Origin of the sequence: Streptomyces hygroscopicus (assembly GCF_026168105.1) — a bacterium.
In the GTDB taxonomy this organism is placed as follows: Bacteria; Actinomycetota; Actinomycetes; order Streptomycetales; family Streptomycetaceae; genus Streptomyces; species Streptomyces hygroscopicus_D.
This window is the reverse complement of record NZ_LBMW01000034.1, coordinates 15089-29815: the sequence shown is the minus strand read 5'-3', so window position 1 is coordinate 29815 and position 14727 is coordinate 15089. Positions and strand designations below refer to the sequence as shown.

The window sequence follows — 14727 nt, the reverse complement described above, 5'->3', positions numbered from 1 at the left end:
AGCGGCTACCAACCCGTGAGCCGCCGTGTTCCCCAGGGGAAACGCCCGATGAACGCTCCTGACCGTCACACCGGCGCACGCCCTCGTGAGTGAGCTATGTCAGTGCCCGCAGGTAAATTCGTTCGAGGCCGGTGTACCTACCGCACCCGGTGAGTACCTGCCGCTACCGACGATTGCAGGAGTGATTCGCGTGGATCGTGTCGCGCTGCGCGGCCTGAAGGCCCGCGGGCACCACGGTGTGTTCCCCAAGGAACGCGAGGAGGGTCAGACCTTCATCGTGGACCTCGTCCTGGGCCTGGACATCCGACCGGCCGCGGCCGACGACGACCTGTCCAAGACCGTGCACTACGGCGTCGTGGCGGAGGAAGTCGTCTCCCTGGTCGAAGGAGAGCCCGTCGACCTCATCGAGACGCTCGCGGAACGCATCGCCCTGTCCTGTCTCAAGCACGCCCCGGTCCTGGAGGTCGAGGTCTGCGTCCACAAACCGGACGCGCCGATCACGGTCCCCTTCGACGACGTGACCGTCACCATCACACGGAGCCGAGTATGAGCGCCTTCCTCCCCGGGGGTCAGAGCGACCCGACCGTGCAGCCGGTGCCCGCCTCCGTGGTGGAGCGCGTGGACGCCGCAGACACCACGCTGCAGAACCCCAAGCGCGCCGTGATCTCCCTGGGGTCGAACCTGGGCAACCGCCTGGAGACGCTCCAGGGCGCGATCGACGCCCTCGAGGACACTCCGGGCGTCCGCGTCAAGGCGGTCTCGCCGGTGTACGAGACGGAGCCGTGGGGCGTGGCGCCGGGCAGCCAGCCGGCGTATTTCAACGCGGTGGTCGTCGTGAAGACGACCCTGCCCCCCTCCTCCCTCCTGGAGCGGGCACACGCCGTGGAGGAGGCCTTCCACCGGGTACGGGACGAGCAGTGGGGCGCACGCACCCTCGATGTGGACATCGTCACATACGCGGACCTCGTCTCCGACGACCCGGTGCTGACGCTCCCCCACCCGCGCGCGCATGAGCGGGCCTTCGTCCTCGCCCCGTGGTACGACCTGGACCCGGGGGCCCAGCTCCCCGGCCGCGGCCCGGTGGCGGACCTGCTCGCCATGATCACCCGGGAGGGGGTCACGCCCCGCGCCGACCTGGAACTCCGGCTGCCCGAGTAGTCGTTAAGGTCTACCGGGCCGGGGATCTCCCGGTCCACGACCGCGTACCGGCGACCCGTCGGGCTGACGAAGGGACATCGTGAGAGAGCTGCGCATCAGGACGCTGGCAGCTGTGTTCGTGGTGGCCGGATTGCTGTCCTGGGCGGGCGCCCGCCTGTGGAACTCGGTGGGCACACTGCCCCGGGTCCCCCTGGCCGCACCCATCGTCCTCGCCCTGATCGCCGTGGTCCTGCTGGCCACGGCTTTCTCCCTCCGCGCCCGCCTCAAGGCCCAGCGGGAGCGCCGCCCCGGCGCCAAGGGCGTCGACCCGCTGATGGCGGCCCGCGCGGTCGTCTTCGGCCAGGCAAGCGCCCTGGTCGCGGCCCTCGTCGCCGGTATGTACGGCGGGACGGGGGTCTTCCTCCTGGAGTCCTTGGACATCCCGTCCCACCGTGACCAGGCCATCTACGCCGGGTTCTCGGTCCTGGCAGGCATCGCCGTCATAGCGACGGCCTTCTTCCTGGAACGGGTCTGCAAACTCCCGGAGGACGACGACCAGAACGACGGCACGGCGCCTGTCTCCTAGGACCCGGCGGGGTACGTACGGGAGTCAGTGGGCCATGATGAGGCTCATCGCCTCGTTGCGGGTGGCCGCCTCCCGCAGCTGACCGCGCACCGCCGAGGTGATGGTCTTCGCGCCGGGCTTGCGGATGCCGCGCATCGACATGCACATGTGCTCGCACTCGACCACCACGATCACACCGCGCGGCTCGAGTATCTCCATCAGCGAGTCGGCGATCTGCGTGGTCAGCCGCTCCTGCACCTGCGGGCGGCGCGCGAAGACATCCACCAGCCGGGCCAGCTTCGACAGACCTGTGATCTTGCCGCTGGTGGACGGAATGTAGCCGACGTGCGCGACGCCCCGGAACGGCACGAGGTGGTGCTCACAAGTCGAGAACACCTCGATGTCCTTCACGAGCACCATCTCGTCATGACCGAGGTCGAACGTCGTCGTCAGGACGTCCTCGGGCTGCTGCCACAGACCCGCGAATATCTCCCGGTACGCCCGAGCCACCCTCCCCGGTGTCTCGCGCAACCCCTCTCGGTCCGGGTCCTCCCCGACAGCGATGAGCAATTCCCGTACGGCGTTCTCCGCGCGCTTCTCATCGAACTCGCCGATCGTGCCCTCGCCGTCAAGCGTCACCGGGTCGGTCATCCTGCTGCCTCGTTCCTGCGCCTGTGACGCGCACGGACCACGCGTCTGATGTGCGGCTCTACGGAAACGCCGCGCCCCCCAGGCTAGAACCCTGGGGGGCGCGGCAGAAATTCCGGGCCTGGTGAGGCCCTGGGGACAGGTGGCTCAGCTCTCCCGGCGGTCCTCCGGGACCGCGTCCGTGGGAACGGCCTCGGTCGCGTTGGCGATCGCCGGAGTCGCGCCGTTCGCCCCGTTCGTCAGTGCGAGCTCCTTCGGGGAGAGCACCGGCGGGCGGGTTGACGGCGTACGACGGGAGGATCCGGTCCAGGCGGGCCGCGGCGGACGCTTGACGACGGGGGCGAAGATCTCGGCGATCTCCTCCTTGCCCAGCGTCTCCTTCTCCAGCAGCGCGAGCACCAGGTTGTCGAGGACGTCGCGGTTCTCGACCAGGATCTCCCAGGCCTCGTTGTGCGCGTTCTCGATGAGCTTCTTGACCTCTTCGTCGACGAGCGCCGCGACCTCTTCCGAGTAGTCGCGCTGGTGCGCCATCTCACGTCCGAGGAACGGCTCGGTGTTGTCGCCGCCGAACTTGATCGCGCCGAGGCGCTCGGTCATGCCGTACTGAGTGACCATCGCGCGGGCCGTGGACGTGGCCTTCTCGATGTCGTTCGCGGCACCCGTGGTCGGGTCGTGGAAGACGAGCTCCTCGGCCGCTCGGCCGCCCAGCATGTAGGCCAGCTGGTCCAGCATCTCGTTGCGGGTCGTGGAGTACTTGTCCTCGTCCGGAAGCACCATCGTGTAGCCGAGCGCGCGGCCGCGGGACAGGATCGTGATCTTGTGGACCGGGTCGGAGTTCGGCGAGGCCGCCGCGACCAGGGCGTGGCCGCCCTCGTGGTACGCGGTGATCTTCTTCTCCTTGTCCGACATGATCCGGGTCCGCTTCTGCGGGCCCGCGACCACGCGGTCGATCGCCTCGTCCAGCATCTGGTTGTCGATCAGCTTGCGGTCGCTGCGGGCCGTGAGCAGTGCCGCCTCGTTGAGGACGTTCGAGAGGTCCGCGCCCGTGAAGCCGGGCGTGCGGCGGGCGACGGCCGACAGATCGACGTCCGGAGCGACCGGCTTGCCCTTCTGGTGGACCTTGAGGATCTCCAGACGGCCCTGCATGTCCGGGCGGTCGACCGCGATCTGGCGGTCGAAGCGGCCGGGGCGCAGGAGGGCGGGGTCGAGGATGTCGGGGCGGTTCGTGGCGGCGATGAGGATCACGCCGCCCTTCACGTCGAAGCCGTCCATCTCGACGAGCAGCTGGTTGAGGGTCTGCTCGCGCTCGTCGTGACCGCCGCCGAGACCGGCGCCGCGGTGACGGCCGACCGCGTCGATCTCGTCGACGAAGACGATCGCCGGCGCGTTGGCCTTGGCCTGCTCGAACAGGTCACGGACCCGGGAGGCACCGACACCGACGAACATCTCGACGAAGTCGGAACCCGAGATCGAGTAGAAGGGGACGCCCGCCTCGCCGGCAACGGCACGCGCGAGCAGCGTCTTGCCCGTACCGGGAGGCCCGTACAGGAGCACGCCCTTGGGGATCTTGGCGCCGACGGCCTGGAACTTGGCCGGCTCCTGGAGGAACTCCTTGATCTCCTGGAGCTCCTCGACCGCCTCGTCCGCGCCCGCGACGTCCGTGAACGTCGTCTTCGGCGTGTCCTTGGTGATGAGCTTGGCCTTGGACTTCCCGAAGTTCATGACCCGGGAGCCGCCGCCCTGCATCTGGTTCATCAGGAACAGGAAGACGACCACGATGAGGACGAAGGGAAGCAGGGAGAGCAGAATCCCGACGAACGGGTTCTGCTTGGACGGCGAGACCGTGTAGCCGTCCGGGATCTGCTTGTTCTGGAACTTGTCCTGCAGAGTCTGGGCCAGGGTCACGCCCTGCTGGTCGATGTAGCTCGCCTGGATCTTGGAGCTGCCGTCGACCTTCTCGCCGTCCTTGAGCGAGACCTTGATGATCTGTTCGTCGCCGGTGGTCAGTTTGGCCGACTGGACCTTGTTGTTATTGATCGCCTGGACGACCTGGCCGGTGTCCACCGTCTTGTAGCCGCCGGAAGAGCCGACGACCTGCATCAACACGACCACGGCAAGGACGGCCAGCACGATCCACATGACCGGCCCACGGAAGTATCGCTTCACGTCCATCCATACGGAGCGGTGCCGCCCCGTCCCTCCTGCCATAGTGAGTTTGATAAAGACAGTTCTTCTGACGGTACCCCAGGATTGTCACCCGAAGCCGCAGGGGACTTCCGGCAATACCGTCCACGCCTGCTTCAACGGCGCGGAACCCGCTGGGGTTCCCGGACGTCTTGCGAGAACCACGACCTGGGGGTTCCGGCCGCCGCCGCCGACGGCCGGAACCCGGGGGTTCAGCCGCCGTAGACGTGAGGGGCGAGCGTACCGACGAACGGGAGGTTGCGGTACTTCTCCGCATAGTCGAGGCCGTAGCCGACGACGAACTCGTTCGGGATGTCGAATCCGACCCACTCGACGTCGATGGCGACCTTGGCGGCCTCGGGCTTGCGCAGCAGCGTGCACACCTTGAGGGAGGCGGGCTCGCGGGAGCCGAGGTTGGAGATCAGCCAGGACAGGGTCAGGCCCGAGTCGATGATGTCCTCGACGATGAGGACGTGCTTGCCCTTGATGTCGGTGTCGAGGTCCTTGAGGATCCGTACGACACCGGAGGACTGGGTGCCCGCGCCGTAGGAGGACACGGCCATCCAGTCCATGGTGACGGGGGTGGACAACGCCCGGGCGAGGTCGGCCATGACCATCACCGCGCCCTTGAGGACGCCGACGAGCAGCAGGTCCTTGCCCGCGTACTCCGCGTCGATCTTCGCGGCCAGCTCGGCCAGCTTCGCGTCGATCTCTTCCTTGGTGATGAGCACCTGCTGGAGGTCGGCACCCATGTCTTTCGCGTCCACCCGCATCACTTTCGGTCGTCCCGCACTTGTCGCCCGTTGGCCCCCGGGGTGCCGGTGCCGCCGTCGGCGGCCGACCGTGTCCGGATGTCCGCGCGGCGCAGCCGTAGGACGGCTGCTGCCCGCGCGGCTTGGGCGCACTCTCCCTGTGTCGGCAGCGGCGGGCCCTTCGGCTCGCTCGCACGGCTGACCGGACCCTCCCTGGAGGGGCGGCCGGGCGCCCCCCGCGGGAGCGTGTTCTCAGCCTTGCCGAATCACCAGTCTGCCACCCTGCCGCTGGGCGACGACCTTGCCCGGGAGATTGATGGCTCCCTGGCCGCGCCATCCGGTGATCAGCCGGTCGACTTCCTCGATGTGGCGGGCGAAGAGAGAACCGGCCGGGGCACCGGCCTCGATGGCGGCGCGGCGCAGGACACGGCGCCGAACGGCGGGAGGCAGGGCGTAGAGCTTGGCGCATTCCAGGAGACCGGAGGAGTCCCGCACGGCGGCCTCGGCCTGGCCGGCCCAGGCGTCGAGTGCGTCGGCGTCGTCGCGGGAGAGCTGGGCCGTGCGGGCGAGGGCTTCCACGACACCCTTGCCGAGCGCCTTCTCCAGGGCGGGCAGGCCCTCGTGGCGGAGCCGGGAGCGCGTGTAGGCGGGGTCGGTGTTGTGGGGGTCGTCCCAGACGGGCAGGGACTGGACCATGCAGGCCTTGCGGGCGGTCTGCCGGTCGAGCTGGAGGAAGGGGCGGCGGTAGCGGCCGCCGGCCCCCGAGACCGCGGCCATACCGGACAGGGAGCGGATGCCGGAGCCGCGGGCAAGACCGAGCAGGACGGTTTCGGCTTGGTCGTCGCGGGTGTGCCCGAGGAGAATCGCGGCGGCGCCGAGGCGGTCGGCGACGGCGTCCAGCGCGGTGTAGCGCGCGTCCCGGGCCGCGGCCTCGGGGCCTCCGTCGCGGCCGACGGTCACGGCGACGGACTCGGCGGGAGCCAGGCCGAGCTCGCGCAGGCGCAGGACGACTTCTTCCGCGCGCATGTCGGAGCCGGGCTGCAGACCGTGGTCGACGGTGACGCCGCCCGCGCGGATGCCGAGTTTGGGGGCTTCGAAGGCGAGGGCGGAGGCGAGCGCCACGGAGTCGGCGCCGCCCGAGCATGCCACGAGCACGAGCGGCGCGGACGGGCGCTCGTGCGGGGGATGACCGGTGGTCTGCTCGGTGCTCTGCTCCGTGGTCTGTGAGATGAGGATGTCGTGGAGGACGCGGCGGACCGCCAGGCGTATCGCCGCGACCGCAGGATGGGGACCCATGTCCGGTTCCCTTCATGAAGTTTTCGGGGGGTGATCCCGAAGTTCGGTCACTCAGAGTATGTAGATGGTGACAGAAACGGGGCGTTCCCCGAGCATTGCACGCCTACCCATCGCTCACGGTCCCTCGGACGGGTGATTGGCGAGGCGTTCACCTGCCGACGGCCGGATTCGTTTCACTACGCTCGCGCGGGGCTCACTACTCCGCCTTGCGGTGCACCCGTGCGACCCAGTCCGCCGGTTTGGCGATCTCCGCCTTGGTGGGGAGGGTGTTCGGGGAGGTCCACACCCGGTTGAAACCGTCCATGCCGACCTGCTCGACGACCGCTCGCACGAAACGCTCACCGTCGCGGTACTGCCTGAGCTTGGCGTCCAGGCCCAGCAGTTTGCGCAGGGCGAGGTCGAGGCGCGAGGCGCCCTTGGCGCGGCGCTGCTGGAATTTCTCGCGGATCTCGGCGACGGACGGGACGACATCGGGGCCGACACCGTCCATCACGAAGTCGGCATGTCCCTCCAGGAGCGACATCACGGCGGTGAGACGGCCGAGGATCTCCCGCTGGGCGGGCGTCTGCACGAGTTCCACGAACGAGTGGCCGTCGTCGCCCTCCTCGCCCTCCGGACGGCCCCCGGCGAGCGACTGGGCGGCCTCCCTGATGCGCTCCAGCACCGTCATGGGGTCGATATCGGTCTCCGCCAAGAAAGACTGGATTTCGCCCTCGAGGTGGTCGCGCAGCCAGGGCACCGCGGTGAACTGCGTGCGGTGCGTCTCCTCGTGCAGGCAGACCCAGAGGCGGAAGTCGTGCGGACGTACGTCCAGTTCACGCTCCACGTGCACGATGTTCGGCGCGACCAGCAGCAGGCGGCCGCCGCCGTTCTCGTCGGCGGGCAACTCGCGGGTGGCGGGGGCGAAGGTCTCGTACTGGCCGAGGACCCGGGAGGACAGGAACGACAGGAGCATGCCGAGTTCCACCCCGGTGACCTTGCCGCCGACGGCGCCGAGGACGGCTCCGCCGGGGGTGCTCCCGCGCCGCTCCTGCATCTTGTCGAGGAGGGGCTTGAGGAGTTCGCGGAACCCGGCGACGTTCGCCCGGACCCAGCCGGGGCGGTCGACGACGAGGACCGGGGTGTCGTGCACGCCCTCTTCACCCATCCGGGTAAAGCCCCGGACGTGCTCCTCCGAGGCCCTTGCGTGCCTGCGCAACTCCGCGACGACGGCCCGGGCCTCGTCGCGGCTCACCTCGGGCCCCGGCCGCACGAGCCGGGTCGCGGTCGCCACCGCGAGATTCCAGTCGACCATCTCGGCACCACCGACGCTCGTCATGCGTCAACGGTACGTGCTCGTGCGCGAGTGCGGTGAGGGGTACGACGCCGGGGCGGGCCCCGCTACGGGGCCCGTGAGGCCGGTGGTACGGCTGTTACCGGCAGCCACAGCCCGCCAGTGCCGCCGCCGTGCGGTCCAGGGCCGCTCTGGCCGTCGTCTGGTCCATCGAGCCGTCGGTCAGGAACGCGAAGGCCAGCAGGCGGCCGTCCGCGTCGACCACCGTCCCGGCCAGGCTGTTGACGCCGGTCAGGGAGCCCGTCTTGGCGCGTACGACGCCGACGCCCGAGCGTTCGGCACCGTCCTCGTAGCGGTCGCTGAGGGTGCCGGTGAAGCCTGCCACCGGCAGGCCCGTCAGGACCGGACGGAGTTCGGGGTGGGCCTGGGAGCCCGCGGTGGCCAGCAGGGCCGTGAGCAGATCCGCGGTGAGCCTGTCGGCGCGGTTGAGCCCGCTGCCGTCGTGGAACTGGGCACCGGCGAGCGGCAGCCCCAGCTTCCCGAGCCGGGCGGAGATCGCGGCCGCGCCCCCGTCGAAGCTCGGCTGCCCGCCCGTGGCGAGGGCGGTCTGCCGGGCCAGGGCCTCTGCGATGTCGTTGTCGCTGTTGGTGAGCATCCGCTCGACCAGGGCGGACAGGGGCGGCGACTGGACCGAGGCCAGCGTCTGGGCGCGTGGTGCGGCCTTGGCCGGCGACGCGCCGGGGGCCGAGGTCTTGATGCCGCGCTCGCGCAGCAGACCGCCGAACGTCCGGGCCGTGTCGGCCGCCGGGTCCGTGCTGCGCGGTGCCGGCCCGCTGGTGGAGTCGTCCGTGCGTCCCTCGTCGGCCGTCAGCGCGGTGACCGGCGCGAGATTGTCGTTGTCCCCGATGGGGTGCTTCATGGGGCCCGTGAACAGAGAGGCGTCGTACGCGAGCGTCACCGAGGCCACGTGACGCTGCCTCAGGGCGGCGGCGGTCTCGTCGGCGAGGGTGCGCAGGCTGGCCCAGCCCCCGGCGTCCTTGCGGGCGGTCAGGGTCGGGTCGCCGCCACCGACCAGTACGAGCTTGCCGGTCCCGGGCTCCAGCACCGCGCGCGTGGCGAGACGGTGGTCGGGTCCGGCCGCGGAGAGCACGGCGACGGCCGTGGCGATCTTCGTGGTGGAGGCGGGGGTCAGCGCGTCGCCGGCACTGCTGTCGTACAGGTGTTTGCCGGTGGTCACGTCGACGACCGAGGCACTGTGCCGGGAGCCGAGGGAGGCGTCACGCAGAAGCGGGTCGAGCACACCGGCCAGGGCCCCGTCGACCGAAGCCGACTTGGTGGTGAACGTGGCCGCGCCGAGGGCGGTCAGCACGGCCGCGGCGCTCGGTGCGGGCGCGGGTGCCTGCTCCGCCGTACCGGGGCCACGCCCGTGATCTGCGCCACCCTCGTGGCCCCACGCTGCGGCCCTGAGGCGCTCGGCCGTACGCTGACCCGTGGAGTCCCAGGGACCGGCAGCGGTCGCGGCCCCGGCCGCGAGCGTCAGTCCCACGGTGGCGGCGACAGCCGTCAGCTGAGGGGTCGTGAGGCCCCCGGCGCGTGGGCGCAGGGCGCGCGCGACCCGCGCGACGTGCGGTTTCACCACCCCGGTGAGCGGCGTCACGCGCGGTCTCACGGCGTCGGCACTCCGCGCCGCACGGGGTTGCACGGCCTGGGCCACGCGCGCGAGGCGCGGTTTCACGGTCTGCGCGGCCCGCACGAGATGCGGTCTCGCAGCCTGCCAAGCCCTCAGCTCCGGCACGACCACCAGCCCCTTTCGCGATCACACACCTGCGTGAGGGACACTTAACCACCAGAACTATGTGTTGATCATGGAGGAGCCACCGGTGGAGTTCGACGTCACGATCGAGATCCCGAAGGGTTCGCGGAACAAGTACGAGGTGGACCACGAGACCGGTCGGATCCGCCTGGACCGTCGACTCTTCACCTCGACCAGCTACCCGGCCGACTACGGCTTCGTCGAGAACACCCTCGGCGAGGACGGCGACCCGCTGGACGCACTGGTCATCCTGGAGGAGCCGACCTTCCCCGGCTGCCTCATCAAGTGCCGCGCCATCGGCATGTTCCGGATGACGGACGAGGCCGGCGGCGACGACAAGCTGCTGTGCGTGCCGGCGTCCGACCCGCGCGTCGAGCACCTGCGGGACATCCACCACGTCTCCGAGTTCGACCGACTGGAGATCCAGCACTTCTTCGAGGTCTACAAGGACCTGGAGCCCGGCAAGTCCGTCGAGGGTGCCAACTGGGTCGGCCGCGCGGACGCCGAGGTCGAGATCGAGCGGTCCTTCAAGCGCGCCAAGGAGCACGGCGGGCACTGACCTCCGTGAGCCCCGCGGGCCGCGTCACCCCTCCCGGGTGACGCGGCCCGTTCGCGTATCGGTTGCGCATACTGAAATGTACGGGAGGTACGTACGGTAAGCAGGCGTACGAGAGGCGAGGCAGAAACTGGTGGCGCAGCCGGAGACGGAGGACCGCAAGCCGCGGTCGGATGAGGCGAGGAGCGCGTTCGCGCCTCCCGGGCAGGGCGGGAGCGATTCCGCCACGACCTCCGAGTTCGCCGTCCCGCAAGGGCTCGACGTGCCGGCGGCGGGCGGCGAGTCCGAGACGACGTCCGAGTTCGCCGTCCCGCGGGGCCTCGAGGTCCCGCAGCAGGCCGCGGCCGAGCCGGAGGGGTCGGCGTTCAGCCCGCCGAGCACATACAGCTCCAAGAACGCACCGCCCGCCTTCACACCGCCCGACGGGATCCCCGTCGTCCGGCTGACAAACGAGGCGCCCTGGCAGGACCGGATGCGCACGATGCTGCGGATGCCGGTGGCCGAGCGGCCCGCACCGGAGCGTGCGCACAAGACCGACGAGGCGGGTCCCGCCGTGCCGCGCGTGCTCGACCTGACCCTCCGCATCGGCGAACTCCTTCTGGCGGGCGGCGAGGGCGCCGAGGACGTGGAGGCGGCGATGTTCGCGGTCTGCCGGTCCTACGGGCTGGACCGCTGCGAGCCGAACGTCACCTTCACGTTGCTGTCGATCTCGTACCAGCCGTCCCTGGTGGACGACCCGGTGTCGGCCTCGCGGACGGTTCGCCGCCGCGCCACCGACTACACGCGCCTTGCGGCCGTGTTCCGGCTCGTGGACGACCTCAGCGACCATCACACGGCGATCTCCCTGGAGGAGGCCTACCGCCGGCTCGCCGAGATACGCCGGAACCGGCATCCCTACCCCGGGTGGGCGCTCACCGGGGCGAGCGGCCTGCTCGCCGGTGCGGCCTCCGTGCTCGTCGGCGGTGATCTCGTCGTGTTCATCGCGGCCGCGCTCGGCGCGATGCTCGGCGACCGGCTGGCATGGCTGTGCGCCGGGCGCGGGCTGCCGGAGTTCTACCAGTTCACGGCGGCTGCGATGCCCCCGGCCGCGATCGGCGTCGCGCTCACGGTCGCCCACGTGGACGTGGAGGCGTCCGCGGTGATCACCGGTGGCCTGTTCGCCCTGCTGCCCGGGCGGGCCCTGGTGGCGGGCGTGCAGGACGGACTCACCGGCTTCTACATCACCGCGGCCGCGCGCCTGCTGGAAGTCATGTACTTCTTCGTCGGCATCGTCGTCGGCGTCCTGGTGGTTCTGTACTTCGGCGTGAAGCTGGGCGCGCAGCTCAACCCGGACACGGTCCTGAACACCTCCGAGCGCCCGGTCGTGCAGATCATCGCCTCGATGCTCCTGTCCCTGACCTTCGCGGTACTGCTCCAGCAGGAGCGCTCCACCGTGCTGTGGGTGACCCTCACCGGGGGTGTCGCCTGGAGCGTGTACGGCGCCCTGCACTATCCGGGCGGCATCTCGCCGGTCGCGTCCACGGCCGTCGCCGCGGGGCTGGTGGGACTGTTCGGGCAGTTGCTGTCGCGCTACCGTTTCGCGTCCGCGCTGCCGTACACGACCGCCGCGATCGGGCCCCTGCTGCCCGGTTCGGCGACGTACTTCGGACTGCTGTCGATCGCCCAGAACAACGTCGACAAGGGCCTGGTCTCGCTGGCCAAGGCCGCCTCGCTCGCCATGGCCATCGCGATCGGTGTGCACCTGGGATCGGAGATCTCCCGGCTGTTCCTGCGGGTGCCGGGAGGCTCCGCCGCCGGGCGCCGGGCGGCCAAGCGGACTCGAGGCTTCTAGGCCGACCGCGCGGGCCGCTCAGTTCTGCGGGTAGCCGTTCTGCGAGTACTCCTGGTCGTACGGGTACTGCTGCTGGTGGCCCTGGGGGTACTGCTGGGGCTGCTGGTGGCCCTGGGGGTACTGCTGGGGCTGCTGGTGGCCCTGTGGGTACTGCTGGGGCTGCTGGTGGCCCTGTGGGTACTGCTGGGCGTAGGGCTGGGTCTGGCCGTGGTTCTGGCCGTACCCCTGGCCGTATCCGTGGTTCGGGTCGTACGGCTGTCCCCCATGCGGATAGGCCTGGCCGTGGTTGCCGTAGGCCTGGCCCTGACCCTGCGGGTAAGCCTGGCCCTGACCCTGCGGGTAGGCCTGCCCCTGGTCCCCGTACGCGTGATCCCGGCCTTGGTTGCCATACGCCTGGTCATGGCCTTGGTTGCCGTACGCCTGGTCATGGCCTTGGTTGCCATACGCCTGGTCCTCGCCCTGGTGGGCCGACGGCACTCGGCGCAGCTGGGCCGTCGCGTCGTCCATGACCGGGGGCTGCTGCAGGCCCTGGGCGGGGGGCTGCTGAGCGGAGGTCTCGGACTCGGACGGGTTCTTCCTGGCCTTCGAGCGGGCCCGCAGGAACTCGATGGCGATCGGGACCACCGAGACGAGGACGATCAGGATGAGGATCGCCTCGACGTTGTTCTTGACGAAGGCGATGTTGCCCAGCCAGGAGCCGAGCAGGGTGACGCCCGCGCCCCACAGCACGCCACCGATGACGTTGAACACGAGGAACGAGCGGTACCTCATGCCGCTGACGCCGGCGATGATCGGCGTGAAGGTGCGCACGACGGGCACGAAGCGCGCCAGAACCAGGGACTTCGGGCCGTACTTCTCGAAGAACTCGCTTGCCTTGGTGACGTTCTCCTGCTTGAAGAGGCGGGAGTCCGGGCGCCTGAAGAGCGACGGGCCGACCTTCCTGCCGAACATGTAACCCGCCTGGTCACCCAGGACCGCGGCGAGGCAGATCAGGGCGATGGCTCCCCACAGGGGGAACTTCAGCTGATTCGACGTGATCAGCAGGCCGCACGTGAACAGCAGCGAGTCACCCGGCAGGAAGAAGCCGATGAGCAGCCCCGACTCGGCGAAGACGACGAGGAGCAGGCCCCATATTCCGTAGGTGTCGAGCAGGTAGTTCGGATCCAGCCAGCTCGGTCCGAGGGCAAGCGTCGTCACGGTTCCGGGCTCCTGAGGGGTGAGGGGAGGTGCGGCGTCCTGAAAGTGGCCGACCCGACGGCGATGGCCGGACAAAGCTATCAACGGGCGGTGTCCGCCCCAGGTTCCACCGGTGACGGGGGATTGCACGGCGCGCGAACCATGGCGAAGCTGTGGGCCATGGGCATCGAAGAGTACGGCGGCGGCCAGGGCCCCCAGCCGGACGTGCTGGTCGTCACGACGAACGACGTACCCGGTCACCGCGTCGAGCAGGTCATCGGCGAGGTCTTCGGCCTCACCGTGCGCTCGCGGCATCTGGGCAGCCAGATCGGCGCGGGCCTGAAGTCGATGATCGGCGGCGAGCTGAAGGGGCTCACCAAGACGCTCGTCCAGACCCGCAACCAGGCCATGGACCGACTCGTAGAGCAGGCACGCGCGCGTGGCGCGAACGCCGTACTGGCGTTCCGTTTCGACGTGACGGAGGCCGCGGACGTGGGCACGGAGGTGTGCGCCTACGGGACCGCGGTGGTCCTGGCCAAGGAGTGAGCGCGCAGTGGGCGGAACGGGAAGGAACCCTCGGCACTGGTGAGGGGCGTCCGCCTGGCGGACGCCCCTTACGGTGTCCGGCCTGGCGGACACCGTTGCGCCTTCACTCGCCGTGCCGTGCCGCGTTCGCCACGATCGCGTCCCTGAGGTGTCCGGCGAGGCCCGGCCGCATGGAGTCGTAGTACTCCTTGAAGCGCTCGTCGGAGAGGTACATCTCGGCGAGCCCGCGGTGCATCTCGTACGAGCACGCGTAGAACCACTTGCTGATGTGCTGCCGGTGCTCCTCGGCCATGTCCATGGCGGGCTCCCCGGCCGGCGGCTCCCCGGCAGCCATCAGGGCCTTGTAGCGCTCGCCCCAGGAGGCCACCTCGGCCTGTATGCGCTTCCAGTCGTCCTTGGTGTAGCGGGCGGCGCGCCGCTGTGACTCGACGTACGCCTCCGTGCCGCCCCAGCGGCGCTCGGCCTCCTCCGCGTGCTCCTCCGGGTCCTTGTCGCCGAAGACCTCGAACTTCTCCTCGGGCGTGAGGTTGATGCCCATCTTGCGTGCCTCCATCGCGTGCTCCACGGCCGCCGCCATCTTCTGCAGCCTCTCGATCCGGGCGGTCAGCAGCTCGTGCTGGCGGCGCAGATGCGCGCGCGGGTCCGCGACCGGATCGTCGAGCAGGGCGGCGACCTCCTCGAGCGGGAAGCCGAGCTCTCGGTAGAACAGGATCTGCTGGAGCCGGTCCAGGTCGGCGTCGCCGTAGCGCCGGTGACCGGCGTACGTGCGCTCACCGGGCACGAGCAGGCCTATCTCGTCGTAATGGTGCAGCGTACGCACGGTCACGCCGGCGAAACCCGCCACCTGGCCCACCGAGTAGCTCACTTCCGCTCCCTTCTGGGTACGCGCTTCAGACTGGGGCCTCACGTCGCGTCAGGTGCAAGCGAAATGCCTTCGGGTGGCACCGTGC

The 14727-nt window shown here is 70.0% G+C and carries 14 protein-coding genes; 6 read left to right on the top strand and 8 right to left on the bottom strand.

Features of this window, described 5'->3' with window-relative positions; all coding sequences use genetic code 11:
- Positions 1-190 precede the first annotated feature (190 nt).
- The 3 genes from folB to AAW14_RS27580 all read left to right on the top strand — a co-directional run bounded on the left by folB (position 191) and on the right by AAW14_RS27580 (position 1723).
- A complete protein-coding gene (gene folB / locus AAW14_RS27590; protein ID WP_265566663.1) occupies positions 191-550 on the top strand; it encodes a dihydroneopterin aldolase in 360 nt (119 codons plus the stop codon).
- Positions 547-1158, top strand: coding sequence for a 2-amino-4-hydroxy-6-hydroxymethyldihydropteridine diphosphokinase (gene folK / locus AAW14_RS27585; RefSeq protein ID WP_265566662.1), 612 nt, complete (start codon positions 547-549; stop codon positions 1156-1158). Before folB ends, folK begins: the two co-directional genes overlap by 4 nt.
- A gap of 79 nt (positions 1159-1237) precedes the next feature.
- Positions 1238-1723 carry a DUF3180 domain-containing protein gene (locus tag AAW14_RS27580; protein ID WP_265566661.1) on the top strand — a complete coding sequence of 162 codons (486 nt, stop codon included), beginning with the start codon at positions 1238-1240 and terminating at the stop codon, positions 1721-1723.
- A 24-nt stretch (positions 1724-1747) separates the two neighbouring features.
- Here the strand turns inward: AAW14_RS27580 and folE are convergent, their stop codons facing one another.
- The 6 genes from folE to dacB form a co-directional block, all read right to left on the bottom strand.
- Positions 1748-2353 (bottom strand): GTP cyclohydrolase I FolE, encoded by a 606-nt coding sequence (gene folE / locus AAW14_RS27575; protein ID WP_265566660.1) that lies wholly within the window; start codon positions 2351-2353, stop codon positions 1748-1750.
- A 144-nt stretch (positions 2354-2497) separates the two neighbouring features.
- Positions 2498-4522 carry an ATP-dependent zinc metalloprotease FtsH gene (ftsH, locus tag AAW14_RS27570; RefSeq protein ID WP_265566716.1) on the bottom strand — a complete coding sequence of 675 codons (2025 nt, stop codon included), beginning with the start codon at positions 4520-4522 and terminating at the stop codon, positions 2498-2500.
- 224 nt (positions 4523-4746) lie between these two features.
- Entirely contained in the window at positions 4747-5307 is a 561-nt protein-coding gene (gene hpt / locus AAW14_RS27565) for a hypoxanthine phosphoribosyltransferase (RefSeq protein WP_265566659.1), read from the bottom strand.
- Positions 5308-5538: 231 nt separating this feature from the next.
- On the bottom strand, positions 5539-6582 hold the full coding sequence (gene tilS, locus AAW14_RS27560) for a tRNA lysidine(34) synthetase TilS (protein ID WP_265566658.1): 1044 nt from the start codon (positions 6580-6582) through the stop codon (positions 5539-5541).
- Between the two features lie 196 nt (positions 6583-6778).
- On the bottom strand, positions 6779-7900 hold the full coding sequence (locus tag AAW14_RS27555; RefSeq protein WP_265566657.1) for a zinc-dependent metalloprotease: 1122 nt from the start codon (positions 7898-7900) through the stop codon (positions 6779-6781).
- A gap of 94 nt (positions 7901-7994) precedes the next feature.
- Complete coding sequence (dacB, locus tag AAW14_RS27550) at positions 7995-9656, bottom strand: D-alanyl-D-alanine carboxypeptidase/D-alanyl-D-alanine-endopeptidase (protein ID WP_265566656.1); 1662 nt, start codon at positions 9654-9656, stop codon at positions 7995-7997.
- 79 nt (positions 9657-9735) lie between these two features.
- Between dacB and AAW14_RS27545 the strand changes: the two genes are divergently transcribed.
- Together AAW14_RS27545 and AAW14_RS27540 are read left to right on the top strand one after the other, a co-directional pair.
- On the top strand, positions 9736-10227 hold the full coding sequence (locus AAW14_RS27545) for an inorganic diphosphatase (protein ID WP_265566655.1): 492 nt from the start codon (positions 9736-9738) through the stop codon (positions 10225-10227).
- A 130-nt stretch (positions 10228-10357) separates the two neighbouring features.
- A complete protein-coding gene (locus AAW14_RS27540) occupies positions 10358-12055 on the top strand; it encodes a threonine/serine ThrE exporter family protein (protein ID WP_265566654.1) in 1698 nt (565 codons plus the stop codon).
- 18 nt (positions 12056-12073) lie between these two features.
- On the opposite strand, the gene AAW14_RS27535 is transcribed toward AAW14_RS27540, so the two are convergent.
- A complete protein-coding gene (locus AAW14_RS27535) occupies positions 12074-13252 on the bottom strand; it encodes a DedA family protein (protein ID WP_265566653.1) in 1179 nt (392 codons plus the stop codon).
- A gap of 159 nt (positions 13253-13411) precedes the next feature.
- On the opposite strand from AAW14_RS27535, the gene AAW14_RS27530 reads away from it, so the two are divergent.
- Positions 13412-13777: a YbjQ family protein gene (locus tag AAW14_RS27530; protein ID WP_265566715.1), complete on the top strand. Its 366-nt coding sequence runs from the start codon at positions 13412-13414 to the stop codon at positions 13775-13777.
- Between the two features lie 103 nt (positions 13778-13880).
- On the opposite strand, the gene AAW14_RS27525 is transcribed toward AAW14_RS27530, so the two are convergent.
- Positions 13881-14642, bottom strand: coding sequence for a MerR family transcriptional regulator (locus AAW14_RS27525; protein WP_265566652.1), 762 nt, complete (start codon positions 14640-14642; stop codon positions 13881-13883).
- Positions 14643-14727: the final 85 nt, after the last annotated feature.